The sequence below is a fragment of the Nonomuraea sp. NPDC050451 genome (assembly GCF_044458585.1).
On the sequence record NZ_JBITHZ010000017.1, the window covers coordinates 39,248 to 54,514 of the forward strand.

A 15,267-nucleotide genomic window follows, 5' to 3' on the forward strand; every position below is an offset into this window, starting at 1 on the left:
ATCTTCCAGGAAGCTCATGAGTCGCCATGGCAGTTGAAGCTTGACGGCGAGCACGGCAAGCACGATGGCGCTGACCAGCCAGGCATGGTGCTTCCCAGCGCCGAACCCGCGGAGGAAGTCGGCGACCTTGCCCGGCATGTCGAGGGTGACTGGCAGCTCCGGGGACGGGCTGTCCTCGTCGGCGGGGGATGTGCCCCGGGCATGAGGTCGGCGAGGGCGGTGCGGATGGTGCCGCGGCTGACGCCGTGTTCGCGGATGAGGACGGCGATGGAGCGGTCTTCCAGGTACGCGGTGCGGACGGCGTCGGCCTTCCCGGCCGCCCTTGCGGCCCTCGGCCTGGGCGGCGGGCCCGGACCAGGCGATCCTCGCGGACGGCTTCTCCTGCCGCACCCAGATCGCCGCCTCCCGCACCGGCCGCCAGGCCCGCCACCTGGCCGAGCTCCTCGCCACGTCGCTGTCCCGCCCCGGCCCCGGCCCCGGCCGAGTAAAATAACAGAGCGCGTGCTCCAAAACTGTGTATCTTTGTCAACGTGTCTCGACTGTTCAGATCCTTACGCCGGGCGCCAGTCCGTACCAGAACGCTGGCGGCGCTGGCTCTGCTCACCGTCCTGGGCTCGCTGCTCACCGCGCCCGCCGCGTCCGCCACCGCGGCGGGCTCGCCGATGCTGCCCCTGTTCGTACGCAGGGCGAGCGACGGCCACCTGCTCGCCTACGAGCCCAAGGGCACCGGCGGCCTCCAGACCCCCGTCGACCTCGGCGGCGGCTACTCCGCGGCGACCGCGATCCTGCGCGCCACCACCTCAGCGAACGGCACCGGCAACGACCTGTTCTTTCGCCTGGGCGGCGAGCTCTACTACACCGCCGAACGCGGCACCTCGACCATGCCGGTCGCCTCGACCATGGACCAGTACAACCTGATCATGACCCCGGGCAACATGGGCAGCAGCGCCTCGCCCGAGATCATCGCACGCGACACCACCGGCGCCCTGTGGCTCTACCCGGGCCGCTCCGACGGAGGTCTCGCGGCCCGGGTCCAGGCCGGGACCGCCGGCTGGAACGGCATGGACGCCCTGGCCGGATACGGCGACTACACCGGCGACGGCAAGAACGACCTGCTGGCCAGGACCACCGCCGGCACCCTCTACATCTATCCGGGAACGGGTGGCATCACCGCCAACCAAATCCTGGGCGCCCGCGTCAGCGCGGGCACCGGCTGGGACGCCTACATCGCCCTGGTCTCGACCGGCGACAACAACGGGGACGGCAAGGCCGACCTGATCGCCCGCGACTCCGCCGGCGCGCTCTGGCTCTTCAAGGGCACCAGTGTCTCCTCGGCGCCCTTCGCCGCCAAGGAGAAGATCGGCAACGCTGGCTGGAACGCCTTCAACGCCTTCTTCTGAGCGCCCTTCCCCAAACGACGGCTGAAAGCTGACCATGCTCACCAACGCCTCTTCCTCGCGCCGTGCCCGGCGCCCTCTTTTAGGACGGCTGCGCGCCACCGCCGCGGCCTTCACCTCCACCGCCGTCGTGATCGCCGGCGTGCAGTTCGCGCCTCTGCCCGGCGCCGGCCCGTCGGCCGCCCACGCCGCCGACTACGACCTCGCGCACGCGGCGTCGGTCCGCGCGGCCCAGTGCCTGCTCACCACCGTGCAGCGCAAGGGCGGCCAGGACCTGAGGGCCGTCGCCCGCGCCGGGCTGGGCGGCAGCGACGACGTCCTGCTGCGCAACGCCGCCGACGAGTACTGGGCCGACCCACCCCGGCTCTGGGCCGGGTGTACGTGGCCGCGCGGGCCGCCCAGTCGGCGCAGCGGCACGCCACCGCCGCCGTGACCGAGCAGCAGGCCGCGTACGCGATCGCCGACGCCGCCGGGCTGCCCCGGGGGCGCGGCCTGCTCTACGGACAGCAGGCGGTGCAGGTAGCCCGCGCCTCGGCCGCGGCCACGCAGGCCGTTTCCAAGGCGACCGAGACGGCGGGCAATGCCACCCGGGCGTCGGCCGCTGACAGCAAGACGCTGATGGCCCTGGCCGAGACCCAGGCGCACGCCTCACGGGCGGAGTTCCGGCGGATGGCCGCCGAGGAGGCCGCCGCGCAGGCCAAGGCCGCCGCCGACGGCGCCGCTGCGCAAGCGGCTCTCGCGGCCGAGAACGCGACCAAGGCCAAGAACGCCCAGGCCAGGGTCGAGGCCGCCGAGCAGACGGCGAAGGCGGCCGCGGCCGACGCCCGCGCCAAGCGGCAGATCGCCGAGTCCGAGCGCGACAACGCGGAGCGGCAGAAGAACATCGCCGCCGAGCAGCGCGCCAACGCCGCCGCCGCGGAACAGCGAGCCCAGTCCGAACGGCAGACGGCCGCCACCGCGCTCAGCGACGCCCAGGCGGCGGGCAACGCCGCGGCCGGGAAGAAGAACGAGGCGCTGGAGGCCGAACGCAAGGCCGTTACGGCGCGCAACGACGCCCTTCAGGCCGAGGACCAGCGCGACGCCGCGCTGGCCGAGGCTGCGGCGGCGGAGGCGCACGCCGCGGCCGCGGAGGGCACCGACGCCGCCGAGGGCGCCAGGACCGAGGCAACCCAGGCCCGCTCGGCCGCCGATCGGGCTACGGCCGCCGCGATCAATGCCCGCCGCGCCGCCGCCGAGGCGACCGCCGCCGCGACCGCGGCCCGCGAGGCGGCGACCAAGGCGGAAGCCTCCGCGGCCCGGGCACGCTCGGCCTCCGACGCGGCCCAGCGGGACGTGGCGATCACCAACGCGGCGGTCGCGAAGGCCCACGCCGCGGCAGCCGACGCCATCCAGGCCTCGTGGGACGCCTTCATCAACGTCCGCGACGCCGAGGAGTACGTGAAGACCGCCAAGGCCAACGCGGTCCAGGCCAAGATCGACGCGGTCATCGCGCGCAAGGAGGCCGACGCCGCGCACGTCAGCGCGGTCAAGACCGCCGGGTTCGCCTACGCCACCGCCCAGGCGGCGCTCGCCGCCCGCGACTCCGCCTCCCAGGTCATCAAACCGGCCAACGACGCCATCGAGCTCGGCTCCCCGTACAAGGAGACCGACGCCTCGGCGGGCCTGGCCGTACTGACCGCCCAGGCGTCCAAGACGCTCGCCGCCCAGCAGGCCGCCGTCGCCCAGGCCAAGGCCACCCAGGCGGACAAGGCAGCCAAGGAGGCCGCGGCACTGGCCGACCAGGCCGACGCCGACGCCAAGGCGGCTGCCACCGCATCCGCGCAGGCCGCGCAGTCCGCAGCCAGAGCCGTGGCCTCCCTCGCCCAGGCGCGGGCCTCGGCGGCCAAGGCGGCAGCGGCGGCCAAGGCGGCGGTGAAGGCCGAAGCCAACACGGTCGAGTACGACCGCCAGGCCACCGCCGACGCCGACGCCGACGCCGCAGCCTCCGCGGCCGACGCCGCCGAGGACTACGCCAGCGATGCCCGCGACTCGGCCGACGAGGCCGAACGGGACGCCGCCTCAGCGCGGGAGGCCGCCACCGCGGCCGAGCACGACGCCGCCAAGGCCCGCGACGTGGCCACCCAGGCCGAGAAGGACGCGACGACCGCCGAGGCCGCGGCCGCCCGCGCACGCGAGGCCGCGCAAGAGGCCCAGGAAACCGCCCGGCGCGCGGAAGAGGCGGCGGACCGGCAACGCGAGTCCGAACGGGCCTCCGAGCAGGGTCCCACGGGCCTGGCCGGCGTGATCGCCACGGCGTACGAGCCCTGGTACGAGATCAATCCCAAGAGCGACTGCGAGAGCAGCGGGTGGTCGGGCGGCTGTGACATCGACCTCGAGCACCACATGTGGGGAACGCAGAAATACTACCTGCTGACCTGCACCTCGCCCGGCCACGGGATCGCCGACTGCCCCGGGCCCCTGGAGCTCGACTATCTCGGCAGCGGACCGTTCGACGTGCGTTTCACCAAGCGCGAGCACATCGACGGCAAGGAGCTGAGCCAGGCCGTCATCCAGGGCTTCTTCAACGCGTTGGTTCACGACTACGTGGGCTGCTGGCGCAAGGTGAGCGGCACGGGCGGATCGGCCGCCAACTGCGCCTGGGCCATCGGCGGAATCGTCGTCCCGCCGATGATCTCGGCCGGATACCGGTATGCGGTGGACGTGCGCAACGCCCTGCGCGGCGGCGCGTCGATCGGCGCGGCCCTGTACCAGCTGCGGTACTCGTCGGGGCTGTCCGCGCAGGCGATCTCCGGCCTTGAGCAGTCCGTGGGCAGGGCCCTGGCCTTCGGCCAGTGCTTCCCGGCCGGGACGCTGGTGGACACCGAGGACGGCCCGCGCAGGATCGAGGACATACGCGTCGGGGACCGGGTGTGGTCGGCCGATCCGGCGACCGGCGGGCGGACCCTGCGCAAGGTCGCCCGGTTGTTCCACCGGTCGGTGGACTCGCTGGTGCGGATCACCACGGCCGGCGAGACACTGTCGGCGACCGACGGTCACCGGTTCTGGGTTCAGGGCAGGGGATGGACCCCGGCGAAGGACCTCCGTCCAGGGGACGCGCTCCAGAACCCGTCCGGCGCGGCCGAGCGCGTCCTGGCCGTGTCGGCGGCCGGCGGGCCGGTGGACGTGTACAACTTCGAGGTCGAGACCGACCACACGTACTACGTGTACGCGGGCTCGACGCCGGTCCTGGTGCACAACGACTGCCTCACCAACATCGTCAAGGCAGGTGACCACGTGGTGCTGGGCATCAACCCGTACTCCGACGACCTGGCCAAGGGAATGTCGGGTGCTTTCACCTTCAACAACCGGGCGCTGGGGACGGCGTTCGCGAACGGGGATGGCAGACCAACCTGGATGGTCGCAGCCACCGAGGCGGTGAGTAATCCCAACGTCCGGCTGTCGGTCAGTCTGGACGGCGTCCCCGGCGCGTCGAACGCCGACGAGGCACTGACGGCCCTGCTGGCGCGGGGCGACACGGTGCCAGCCGGGAACTGGCAGATGGTGGCCGAGGTGAACAGCGGTCTCGGCACCGCTTGGGAGATGACGGAGCTGCGGCGGGCGTACCGGCTGGAGAAGCGCACGTGGAACTCGGTCGAGTTCTACATGACCCAGGGCGGGAAGGTCACCAGGGTATACCCCAAGCCGCCGCCGCCTCCGGAGTCGTGAGATGGAGTTCACCAGAGAAGAACGCCTCTTCCGGGTCGTCCGCTTCGATCCCTCACACCGGCAGTTGCTGCTACGCAGCGAGGCCGTGGCGGTTGACTCGACCACCACAGTGGTCGAGGTCCACATCGGCCACGTGGAGCTGATGCTGCTCAAGCCCATCTACCGGGACGGGCTGCACATCCGACGCACTTCCCCCGCCGAGTTCGCCGAGCTGCGTGAACGGCATGGGCTCAAGGCCGACGCCGCGAGATGGACCTGGATGATCGAACGGCACGGCGGCAGCTTCGTCGTCGGCTCCAAGCCAGCGTGGCGCGAAACGGAGTATCCGCCGGCCGACCGCGAGTGGCTGTTCGACTTCACCAAGCCTTGGCCGCCGGACTATCCGGCGGAATGGGGCATCGTCGAGTGATCGCTGCCGGGTCCGGATCGCACCGGGCCCGGCACCGTCCAAGCACTGCGCCCAACTGGTACGGCGACCAGGCCTCCCACAACGGCCTGCTCGAGGCGCTCACCCAAGGGACTAGATCATCCACTACCCCCTTGACCTGCACGGATGAATATTCGGCACCCGCAGGCTGGCCGTGGTCCACGAGGCGAACCTGACCGGCGGCTTCGGTGCGGAGGTCATCGCGCGGGTGGTGGAGCGTGGCGTGCCGTTGTCGGCGCCGCCGCTCCGGATCGCCACCGATGACCTGCGGATCCCCGCTGCTCCAGGGTTGCAACAGGCCGCGATTCCCGGCCGTGACGCGGTGGTCCGGCAACTGCTGTCGGTGTGTGCGCCCGGGGTCGCCGCATGACCGGCGGCGCCCGGTGGCCGTCGTCACCGGCGGCGCCAACGGCATCGGGCTGGCGTGCGTGCGACGGCTCTCCGATGACGGGTTCACCGTCGTCGTGGCCGACACGGACGCCGAGGCCGGGGTCAGGGTGGCGGCGGAGATCCCGCGTGCCGAGTTCGTCGCCTGTGACGTGCGCGTACGCCAGGACATCGATCGAGTCGCCGGCACAGCCCTGGAGATCGGCAGGGGACGGCTCCACGCTCTGGTGAACAACGCCGGCCAGACCGCCCGGGTACGGTTCGCCGACAGCGACGAGACGACCTGGCGGCGGCTCCACGACGTCAACCTGCACAGCGTCTTCTCCTTCACGCACGCCTGCCTGGCCGGGCTCACGGCCGGGCGTGGCTCGGTGGTGAGCGTGGCCTCCGTGGCCGGTCTCGTCGGGGCCGAGGACCTGTCGGCCTACAGCTCGACCAAGGCCGGAATCATCGCTTTGACCAGGTCGCTCGCCCTGGAGCACGGCGAGGTGATCCGCTTCAATGCCGTGTGCCCCGGACAGATCGCCACCCGGATGATGTCGAGGGTGCAGACCGACGACGACCTGCGCGCGGCCGTCACGGCGCAGATTCCCGCGGGGCGGCTCGGCCGGCCGGAAGAGGTCGCCGACGTGGTCGCCTGGCTGCTGAGTGACGGGGCCGGCTACGTCAACGGCGTGGCCATCGCGGTGGACGGCGGAGAAAGCGCCGGTTTCCGCCGGCTGAAGCCGGGCGTGGCCGTACATGACCATACGCCGGCGCGGTAGCCGATCAGTCGCGGCCGGGCACGGCGGGGTGATGACCGCGCAGGAGGTTCGTCGCGATGGCGGCGGCCTCCTGTACCGCGGCGATCAGCTCACGTTGAGTGGTTCTGAACCGCGTGACGGGCACCGACACCGTGTACGAGCCCGCCGGGGCACCATCATGATCGAAATAGGCCGCGGAGGCGCAGCAGATTCCTTCGCTGAACTCCTCCAGGTCCAGTGCGAAGCCCTGCCGACGGATGTTGCTGAGCTCGACGGTCAGGCTGTCGACGTCGCCGTGGGTGTGCGCGGTCAACCGCCGGAGTTCGACCCCGCGGAACATGATGTCGATCTGCTCGCGCGGCAGGTGCGCCAGCACCGCCTTGCAGGAGGCGCGGGCGTGCAGGTCGCCGGTGTAGCCGACGTCGAGGCCGCCCACGCCGAGCGCCTGCTCACCGGCGATGAACTGCAACAGGGTGATGACGCCGTGATGCCAGCCACTGACGTAGGAGGTCTCCCGCGTCCGGGCGTGCAGCCTGGCCAGGACGGCGAACAACTCGGGAAGTGGCTCGAACCTGGCACCGAGTTGCCGGCCGAGGGAGGCGCCGTGCGGGCCGACGTCGACTCGCCCACCGGGCAGTCGCACGATGTAACCGCCCGCCTTGAGCGTGCGCAGGATGTGGTAGCAGCGGCCGAGGCTGAGGTCGAGCTGTCGGCTGAGGCTCTTGGCCGTGGCCTGGCCGCCCAGGTGGGCGACGGCCTGCAACACGTCCAGACCGCGCAGCAAGGTCTGCAGGCTGCCGTCCTCGTTGTCCTCGATCGCGGGCCGGGGTGGGGCTGTGTGGGTCATGCTGGGCTCCCAGGACTGGTGACGCGGAGGGCGCCAGGAGGCCCCTGTCGACGGGTCCTCGCGGTCGGCGCCCATGACCGTACGCTATGCAGCGAATCGGCAGGTCACGGGACTATCCGAAGCAAGTTTTCGACTATAGCGAAAAGTGCGAGCGTTTCCCTGAGCCGATGCGCTCGGCGGGGGTCATGCTGCCGACCACCGACACATCTGCCGAGGAAGGATCACATGCTCAGCTCCGAGCAGTTCCGGTCACACTTCCCCGCTTTGCAACGCCACGTCTGGCTCGACACGCCGGCGAGTCCGCCCGCCGCTCTCGGCGTCGCGCACGCGCTGCAGACGGCCCTGGACTCGTGGCTCTACGGCGAGCTCGACTGGCGGGAATGGGATCACGCCCCCGTCGCGAGCAAGACGGCTGTGGCCCGGTTGCTGGGCATCGCCGAGGAACAGGCCGGGGAACGGATCGCCGTGATGGGCTCGACCGCCGAGGCCGCCGCGACCGTCGCCGGGTCGTTGCCGCCCGGACGGATCGTGGTGCCCGCCCAGGAGTTCCGGAGCAACCTCTTCCCCTGGTTGCAACTGGAGGCCGCGGGGCACGAGGTGGTGCTGGTGCCGCCCAGGGACGGCCACACCCGTACCGAGGACCTCGTGGCCGCGCTCGACACGCGCACCGTCCTGCTCGCCATCAGCGACGTGCTGTCGATCGACGGCCACCGCGCCGACCTGCCGGCGCTGCGCCAGGCCACCGACGGCGTGGGCGCCCGCCTGTTCGTCGACGCGACCCAGTCGCTCGGCGCGCTCCACCTCGACATGGAGCGGGTACGTCCGGACTACCTCGCCGTGCACGGCTACAAGTGGATGTTGTGCCCGCGCGGGGCCGCCTGGCTGGTTACGGCGCCCGAGCGCATCGACGAACTGGTGCCCCTGCTACCGAACTGGAAGTCCACCGCGCCACCCCACGCGTTCTTCGGCGGGCCGTACGTCCGCGCCGACAGTGCGGCACGCTGCGACACCTCGCCCGCCTGGCTTTCCTGGGTCGGCGCGCTGCCCGCGCTGAACCTCCTGCTCGACCTCGACGCCGAGCAGGTCGAGCGCCATTGCCTAAGGCTGGCCGCCGACTTCCGGGCTCACGTGGCCGAGACGAAGGCCGGCATCCCCCTGCCCAGTTCCCAGAGCCATATCGCGGTGGTTCGCGTCACCGATCCGGACGCGGTCCGGGTCCGCCTGGCACGAGACGGCGTCCGCGCGACCCTGCTCGGTGACCGGCTGCGGGTGGGTTTCCACTATTTCAACAACAGCTCCGACGTCGAACGAGCCGCGAACGCGCTGGAAGGTGCGAGGACCCCATGACAGAAGACCTCATGACAGCGGCCTTCACCCCCGGAACCATTGACGACACCGCGGTGGTGGCGAGCACCGCCAGACGCACCCAACTGCGGGAGCACCTCCTTCGGCTGGATGTCCAGGGGGCGCTCGTGTACTCCCGCAGACGGTCGGCCGTCACCTGGCTGACCGGCTACGCGCCGGGCTTCATCTCCAACAGCGCCGCCCTGTGGCTGCCCGTGGACGGCCCGCCCGCCCTGGGCGTGGAGTTCCCCTTCGAGGTCGAGCGCACCCGCCGGTACGGCCTGAACACCTTGCCGATGTCGTCCCCGCTCGACCTGGTGCCCGACGGGATCGACCGGATCGGCCTGCTGGCCGGCGACCTCGTCATCGACGAGCGGACCCCCGCCCTCCTGGACGGGCTGGCGAGCAGGCTGATCCGGCATGTCGACCTGGCGGCGTGGGCGATGGAGACCCGCGAGCGCAAGACCGAGCCGGAGCTGCGGCTGCTCACCCACGCCGCCCGTATCGGAGACCTGGCGCTGCGCGCCGCAGGAGACACGGCGGTCGTCGGCGAACGGGACTACGAGATCGCCGCGCGAGTCGAGGCGGCGGCCCGCGCCGCGGGAGCGCTGCGCTGCCTGTGCCTGGTCGGCATCGGCGACGGTGCTGTCATCACCGAGGCGTCCAGTGTCACGGTCGGCCGGGACCAGCAGGTCGGCCTGGAGGTCAGTCTGTATGCCTCCGGCGCGTTCATGCACGTCAACACCACCCTCCTGCCTGCCATGCCGCGCCCCGTGGACCTCCGGGCGGTCGGCGCCGTACGTGCGGCACGCGCGGCACTGATCGACGCGCTGCGTCCCGGCCGCGCCGTCACGGCGGTGGTCGCGGCGGGCGACGCCGTCCTCGACGAGCACGGGCTGCTCGAGTTCAAGGAGTACGACTTCGGCCACGGCCTGGGCTGCGACACCCCCGAGCATCCGCGCCTGCTCCACGAGACGGACCGCACCATCGCCGCGGGCGCCGTCGTCGCCGTCCACGTGGCGGTCCGCCGACCCGGCGGCGAGTCGGCGATGATCGGCGGCCCGGTCGTCATCGCCGAGGACGGAGCGCACGAGCTCGTCCCCGACGCGGTGTGGGCATGAACCTGAGCACAGATCAAATGAGGTGAGTGAAATGCCCAAGCGCTGGAACCCTGCCGGAGTGCCGGCACCCATCGGCAGCTATAGCCACGTGGCCACGGTGCCCGCGAACACCACGCTGGTGTTCGTCTCAGGGCAGGTGGGGAATCTGCGGGACGGCTCGCTCGCGGGCCCGGACGCCCTGTCGCAGACCCGGCAGGTGTTCGCCAACCTGCGGTCCGTACTCGACGAGTTCGGGGCGACGCCGGACGATGTGGTGAAACTGCTGACCTTCGTATCGGGCACCGAGCATCTGCCCGGCTTCCGCGCCGCCAGGGACGAGGTTTTCGCCGAGTGGTATCCCGGCGGCGACGTCCCGGCGCACTCCCTGGCCGTCGTCGCCGCGCTCGCCGCCCCGGACCTCACCGTGGAGATCGAGGCCGTCATCGCTGTACGTGACATGCCCGGGGCACGCCGGGATCCTTGAGACGCCGCGGAGGACAGCTCAGGAGCTCGCGGGCCAGCACGTCGCCCCACCACTGCTCGACCCGGTCGGGTGACCAGCCGCGTTCGGTGGTGAGGGTGGTGTAGACGTCGATGTTGCACAGACCCGCGTAGATGTCGCCGGCGGTGGGCACGTCCAGGCCCCGGCGCAGGGTGCCCGGCGGCCAGGAGGAGAACACCGCGACTCGGGTCCCGTCGGCGCGGGCGCGGGCCTCACGATAGAGGGACGCCAGCTCGGGGTTCGTACGGCCGGCTTCGCGCAGTGGCACGATGACGTCTCCGGCATGTTCGAACAGCCGCCGGTCGAAGGCCGCCATGGCCGCGAGCTGCCGCCGGGGCGTCGCGTCCGCCGCCTCCAGTTCGGACAGTTGCCGCGCGGGGTCGGCCGACAAGCCTGCGGCATCGGCCAGGGCACGGGTCAGGCCGACCTTGTTGCCGTACACCGAGTAGACCGTCGGCACGGAAACGCCCGCCTCACGTGCCACATCGCGTACGGTCGTCGCCGCTCACCCCTGGGCGACGACGAGGCGGCGCGCGGCCTGGGCGATCTCGGCCCGGGTCTCCATCGCCTGCGCCGTACGGCGCAGCGAGTCGTAGCGGCGCCGGCTCCCCTCTGCACTCATGCCCCGTACCGTATCTACAGGAGCAGCAGGGTGACGCTGTAGGTCGCGATCCAGGTGATCCAGCCGAGCCAGCCGATCAGGCCGACCGGTCCGAGGCGGTTGGCGCCTTCCGCGTTGTAGGGGCTGACCAGGGACGAGACGAACAGCAGCGCGGCGCTCACGTACCCGAGCCACGCGTGCCAGGCGGGGATGAGACCCGCGCCGGCGCCGGCGGCGGAGAAGCCGAGCAGCGCCATCGCCAGGTAGACCGGGTTGAACCCGAACAGCACGTTGCTCAGGCTCCACAGGCCCGCCACCGAGCCGGGGTCGTGGCGGGCGGCGGTGCCCATGCCGAACCGGAGCGCCTCGACGCAGGTGAACGTGGCGTTCTGCAGGAGCACCCCCGCGAAGCCCACCAGGGCCCACGCCCCCTGATCGGTGCCGCCCCTCCCAGCGCCGCCAGAACGGTGAACCCCATGCTTGCCCCATCCATTTGAGTTTACGCATCTTATATTTAATATACAGATGGATAGGCCGCGCGGGAACACGGGGATCGGCCCGGAGTCAGAACCGATAGCGGAGAATGCGCGCCCCTTGCCGCGACAAGGCCGCACTGGGGGCGGTGAGACGCGTCAGCGCGCGAAGCGGTTGCGGGAACTGTGCCACTTCCGGCGCGTGGGTGAGGATCTGCTCCTCAACCAGTTCGAGGCCGGCACCCCAGGACTCCGGCTCGTGCGGATCGTCGAACCCCTGGGCGGCCTTGATGCCGAGTGCCTTGATGGTCGGGTGATACTTCATGGCCCAGGCGGCGAATCGCGTGTAGCCGTTGAGCGCGAGCTCACCCGAAGGGAATCGGCCGGCCAGTTCGCGGGTCATCCGCTGGAAGGAGTCCCCGGGCATGAACGGGAGCAGCCCCTCGGCGACGATCATCGCGGGCCGGTCGCCGGGGACGGCCTTCAGCCAGCCGGCGGTGGTGAGGTCGGCTCCGACCAGGCGGGAGCCGTCGGGCAGGCATTCGGACCGCAGCTTCACCACTTCCGGGAAGTCGACGTCGTACCAGTCGACGCCCGGCGGAAGGTCGCAGCGAAGCATCCTGGTGTCCAGGCCGCAGCCCAGGTCGAGCACCACGCAGCCGGGATGAGCGGCGGTGAAGGCCCGGACGACGTCGTCCAGCTTCTTGGCGCGCAATGCCGTGGTGAGGACGAGGTTGGGCTTGAGCTTCAGCTTGCCGAAGTCGTAGTCGATCCTGTCGGCCAGGTCGGCGGAGAGCGTGTCACCCAGAATCGGGCTGGGCAGCCTGGCGTCCAGAGCTCTGGCGTAGAGGGTGAGTAGCAGCGTTTCCTGGATCAGCCCGAGACGGGGTTGCCAACGGGACATGGAGTCTTCCTTAGTGGCGTAGCGGATGGCGGGCTGCGAGGTCCTGCAGCCACGCAAGGGAGTCGTGGGCGGCCTTGATGCGTTCGGCGCGGTGCCCCTCGCCGCCCGCGATGTCGAGCCCTTCGTCGGCGATCTCGCCGAACGCGCTCAGGCTTTCGAGCTTGCGCTGGATGACCTTCTGCCAGGCGTCGTCCTCGATGCGGTAGTACCCGGTGCGGTCACCGGGCCTTCTCACCTTCCTGACCAGGCCGATGGTCGTGAGGAACCGCATGTTCGAGGTGAGCGAGGCCCGGCTGGCCTGGATCGACTCCGCGATCTGGCCGGCGGACTGCTCGGCCGGATCGCAGATCATGAGCCACCCGAGGATGCGTCCGGTGATGGGAGGCAGCCCCCACTCCTCGACGCAGAAGGCGGCCACCCGCTCCACCCATCGAAGCAGGCGGTCCCGCTGCTCCTCAGTGCTCATCGTCGTGTCCTTCCGTGGTTGATCGTGCGCCGGTTCACTGTGTCATGGCGGCGACCGACTCGTAGGTGGGGGGCGGGGTGACGTCCGCGAGCCGGGTCTCCCGCAGGTGGAGGTCGAACCAGTCGATCGCGAGCGCCATCGCCTCTTCCAGGCCTGGGCCGGTGTAGAGGCCGAGCACGTCGTAGGGCAGCACCGCGAGCCGCTTGGGCTCGCCCGCCTTGGCGAAGGCGCTCTGCGCCTCCTCAAGCATGTGGTACGGGTCCCAGCCGCCGTTGGCGATCATCAGCAGCGGCGTCGGGGCGAGCCGGTGGATGATGTCTTCCGGCGCGAAGGTGAGCAGGTGCTCGGCCGAGTCAAGGGTCTTCTCGTTGCGGTAAGTGGGAAACAGGCGGGTCGACATGTCCGGGGTGTCCTTCACGGTGTCGTGGTCCAGCGTCAGATGCGGTACGCGGGCGCTCTGCCCACCTTCGTAACGCTGCTGCCAGTCCTGCTGGAGCCGCTCGCGGAGCGCGTGGACAGCGGCGCGGCCCTGGAGCCGCTCCAGGTAGCGCCATCCGTTCCACACGCTGGGACTCTGCACCACCACGCACTTGATGCGCCGGTCGAGCACGGCGGCCTGGGCGGCCACCGAGCCGCCGATGCTGACGCCCCACACCCCGATGCGATCGGGCTGGATCTCGGGGCGGGTCTGCAGATAGGACACGGCGCTGCGGAAGTCCTCCGCCTGCCGCTCCGGGTAGTCCTGGCCGCGCGGCTCGCCCTCGCTGGAGCCGACCGTGCGGTAGTCGATGGCCAGCACCGCGAACCCGGCTTCGACGAAGTACGGCGCGAAGAACGCCAGCGCTTCCTTGACCATCACCCCGCTGTGCCCGAGCACCAGCCCGGGAACGGGCTCGCTCGTTTCGGGGAGGTACAGATCGCCCGCGCAGCGGGTGCCGAGGCTGTTGAAGGTCACGTGTTCCATGGTTCACTCCATGGCTAGATGGCTAGTTATTTCAATCATGACTGAAACAACTGGCAGCGTCAATTCTGGACACCACGCCAAGGAGGGGGAGGCGGAAGCGCGATGACGTTCGCGGCTGGGGCAGCTACTCGGCGAGTCCCAGCTTCCGCAGTTCTTCCAGGTCCTCGAAAATGTTGGAAAACAATGCCGCCCGCTTGGGCGCGACCGCCACCATCGAGTCGAACAGGCTTTCGGCCAGCGCCGCCAGAAAACCCCGCGCGTGCACGCCGAAGCGCTCCGGGTTCAAGCCGTCGAGCGCCTCTTTCCGCAGCAGGAACTGCGTCTCCGGGTCCCGCCTGACGAGATGGCCGGGCACATGACGGAGATCGACGTCGAGGAACTCGGCGCCGGAGACGTCGAGCGCCCAATCGACCTCTTGGTACGCGTCCGCGATCGTCTCATTCAGCCGGGCCTGGCGCTCGGCATCCCACCACCTGCCGGGCGGGAAGACACACAGCGTCCCGGGGATCTTGCCACTGAGCGTGACATGGCGGAGCACGCACGCGAAGAGCCGGCCCCAACCGCGGATCTTGAGGTTGCTGATGGCGACCTCATCGAAGTAGACGCCCTTCACGTCACATCCGTTGAAGACGCACCGGGATACGGTGACGTTGCGGACGACCCGGCTGAGGTCCGGATCATCCATCCCCAGCTCGCACATGACGAACGAGCAGCGGTCGAGGTGCAGGTCCTCGACGACCATCCCCTGGCCGTCGACCTTCACCTCGACGAATTCCTGACGTGTCACTTGAGTGGTGTGCACGCGTCGCCTCCAGCAGATCATGGTTCGAGGCGGGCACACTACACCCCCACGATCATCGGCAGGCGTCGTCGTCGCGTCGGGTGATCGGCTCGGTCTCGATGGTGACCGGCCGCTCGAAGAGGGTGCGCAGGACGACCGTGGAGCTGGTGTGTGAGATGGCCGGGATCGCGCGGATGCGGTCGAGCGCGTCGGCCAGCTCGACGGTGGTACCCACCCTGACCTTGATCAGGTAGCAGTCCTCGCCCGCCACCTCGTGCACCTCCAGAACGCACGGCTCCCGCTCCAAGGCCGCGTTGACCTCCGCCTTGGCTCCGGGCTCGGAGCTGAAGCGGAGGGCGACGAACGCGGCCGTGCCCGCGCGGACCTCCGCCGGCTCGACGATCGCGCGGTAGCCGGTGATCACCCCATCCCGGGAGAGCTTGTCCAGCCGGTCGCGTACGGAAGGCTCGGACAGCCCGACGAGCGCGGCGAGCGCGCGGACCGTCTTGCGTCCATCGCGCGACAGCTCCGCCAGCAGGACGCGGTTGATGGCGTCCAGGGACTGCACAGACATAGAATCCCCCGCTAGCCTTTGCATATAAGAAATCTCTCTAAAAAGACCTTAT

At 70.5% G+C, this 15,267-nt stretch carries 17 protein-coding genes and 1 pseudogene; 10 read left to right on the plus strand and 8 right to left on the minus strand.

Going from position 1 to position 15,267, the window contains the following annotated elements; translation table 11 throughout:
• Positions 1-322: 322 nt before the first annotated feature.
• The 7 genes from ACIBI9_RS39025 to ACIBI9_RS39055 all read left to right on the plus strand — a co-directional run bounded on the left by ACIBI9_RS39025 (position 323) and on the right by ACIBI9_RS39055 (position 6,680).
• Positions 323-493, plus strand: coding sequence for a hypothetical protein (locus ACIBI9_RS39025; protein WP_397229953.1), 171 nt, complete (start codon positions 323-325; stop codon positions 491-493).
• Between the two features lie 37 nt (positions 494-530).
• Complete coding sequence (locus ACIBI9_RS39030) at positions 531-1,400, plus strand: FG-GAP-like repeat-containing protein (RefSeq protein WP_397229955.1); 870 nt, start codon at positions 531-533, stop codon at positions 1,398-1,400.
• A gap of 34 nt (positions 1,401-1,434) precedes the next feature.
• The gene (locus tag ACIBI9_RS39035) at positions 1,435-1,830 is read left to right on the plus strand and encodes a hypothetical protein (protein WP_397229957.1); all 396 of its coding nucleotides are present in this window, start codon (positions 1,435-1,437) and stop codon (positions 1,828-1,830) included.
• Positions 1,773-5,102: a polymorphic toxin type 27 domain-containing protein gene (locus tag ACIBI9_RS39040; RefSeq protein WP_397229959.1), complete on the plus strand. Its 3,330-nt coding sequence runs from the start codon at positions 1,773-1,775 to the stop codon at positions 5,100-5,102. Before ACIBI9_RS39035 ends, ACIBI9_RS39040 begins: the two co-directional genes overlap by 58 nt.
• Before the next feature lies 1 nt (position 5,103).
• A complete protein-coding gene (locus tag ACIBI9_RS39045; protein WP_397229961.1) occupies positions 5,104-5,511 on the plus strand; it encodes a hypothetical protein in 408 nt (135 codons plus the stop codon).
• A gap of 166 nt (positions 5,512-5,677) precedes the next feature.
• Entirely contained in the window at positions 5,678-5,899 is a 222-nt protein-coding gene (locus tag ACIBI9_RS39050; protein WP_397230269.1) for a hypothetical protein, read from the plus strand.
• Positions 5,900-5,912: 13 nt separating this feature from the next.
• Positions 5,913-6,680, plus strand: coding sequence for an SDR family NAD(P)-dependent oxidoreductase (locus ACIBI9_RS39055; RefSeq protein WP_397229963.1), 768 nt, complete (start codon positions 5,913-5,915; stop codon positions 6,678-6,680).
• Positions 6,681-6,684: 4 nt separating this feature from the next.
• Here ACIBI9_RS39055 and ACIBI9_RS39060 read toward each other — a convergent pair whose 3' ends face one another.
• The gene (locus tag ACIBI9_RS39060; RefSeq protein WP_397229965.1) at positions 6,685-7,506 is read right to left on the minus strand and encodes an IclR family transcriptional regulator; all 822 of its coding nucleotides are present in this window, start codon (positions 7,504-7,506) and stop codon (positions 6,685-6,687) included.
• Between the two features lie 225 nt (positions 7,507-7,731).
• On the opposite strand from ACIBI9_RS39060, the gene ACIBI9_RS39065 reads away from it, so the two are divergent.
• The 3 genes from ACIBI9_RS39065 to ACIBI9_RS39075 are packed head-to-tail and all read left to right on the plus strand — an operon-like array spanning position 7,732 to position 10,434.
• Positions 7,732-8,853 (plus strand): aminotransferase class V-fold PLP-dependent enzyme, encoded by a 1,122-nt coding sequence (locus tag ACIBI9_RS39065; protein WP_397229967.1) that lies wholly within the window; start codon positions 7,732-7,734, stop codon positions 8,851-8,853.
• On the plus strand, positions 8,850-9,971 hold the full coding sequence (locus ACIBI9_RS39070; RefSeq protein WP_397229969.1) for a M24 family metallopeptidase: 1,122 nt from the start codon (positions 8,850-8,852) through the stop codon (positions 9,969-9,971). Before ACIBI9_RS39065 ends, ACIBI9_RS39070 begins: the two co-directional genes overlap by 4 nt.
• 31 nt (positions 9,972-10,002) lie before the next feature.
• Entirely contained in the window at positions 10,003-10,434 is a 432-nt protein-coding gene (locus tag ACIBI9_RS39075) for a RidA family protein (RefSeq protein ID WP_397229971.1), read from the plus strand.
• Here ACIBI9_RS39075 and ACIBI9_RS39080 read toward each other — a convergent pair.
• The 7 genes and pseudogenes from ACIBI9_RS39080 to ACIBI9_RS39110 form a co-directional block, all read right to left on the minus strand.
• A pseudogene (locus tag ACIBI9_RS39080) lies at positions 10,391-10,942 on the minus strand (TetR/AcrR family transcriptional regulator); the annotation flags it as partial. The gene ACIBI9_RS39075 and the pseudogene ACIBI9_RS39080 sit on opposite strands and share 44 nt — an antisense overlap.
• 146 nt (positions 10,943-11,088) lie before the next feature.
• The gene (locus ACIBI9_RS39085) at positions 11,089-11,469 is read right to left on the minus strand and encodes a hypothetical protein (protein ID WP_397229973.1); all 381 of its coding nucleotides are present in this window, start codon (positions 11,467-11,469) and stop codon (positions 11,089-11,091) included.
• A 148-nt stretch (positions 11,470-11,617) separates the two neighbouring features.
• On the minus strand, positions 11,618-12,430 hold the full coding sequence (locus tag ACIBI9_RS39090) for a class I SAM-dependent methyltransferase (protein ID WP_397229975.1): 813 nt from the start codon (positions 12,428-12,430) through the stop codon (positions 11,618-11,620).
• A gap of 10 nt (positions 12,431-12,440) precedes the next feature.
• Positions 12,441-12,896 carry a transcriptional regulator gene (locus ACIBI9_RS39095; protein WP_319708190.1) on the minus strand — a complete coding sequence of 152 codons (456 nt, stop codon included), beginning with the start codon at positions 12,894-12,896 and terminating at the stop codon, positions 12,441-12,443.
• A gap of 34 nt (positions 12,897-12,930) precedes the next feature.
• Positions 12,931-13,860 (minus strand): alpha/beta hydrolase, encoded by a 930-nt coding sequence (locus tag ACIBI9_RS39100; RefSeq protein WP_397229976.1) that lies wholly within the window; start codon positions 13,858-13,860, stop codon positions 12,931-12,933.
• 124 nt (positions 13,861-13,984) lie between these two features.
• Positions 13,985-14,602, minus strand: a complete 618-nt coding sequence (locus ACIBI9_RS39105) for a hypothetical protein (RefSeq protein WP_397229977.1) — start codon at positions 14,600-14,602, stop codon at positions 13,985-13,987.
• Between the two features lie 112 nt (positions 14,603-14,714).
• Positions 14,715-15,215 carry an Lrp/AsnC family transcriptional regulator gene (locus ACIBI9_RS39110; RefSeq protein ID WP_397229979.1) on the minus strand — a complete coding sequence of 167 codons (501 nt, stop codon included), beginning with the start codon at positions 15,213-15,215 and terminating at the stop codon, positions 14,715-14,717.
• Positions 15,216-15,267: the final 52 nt, after the last annotated feature.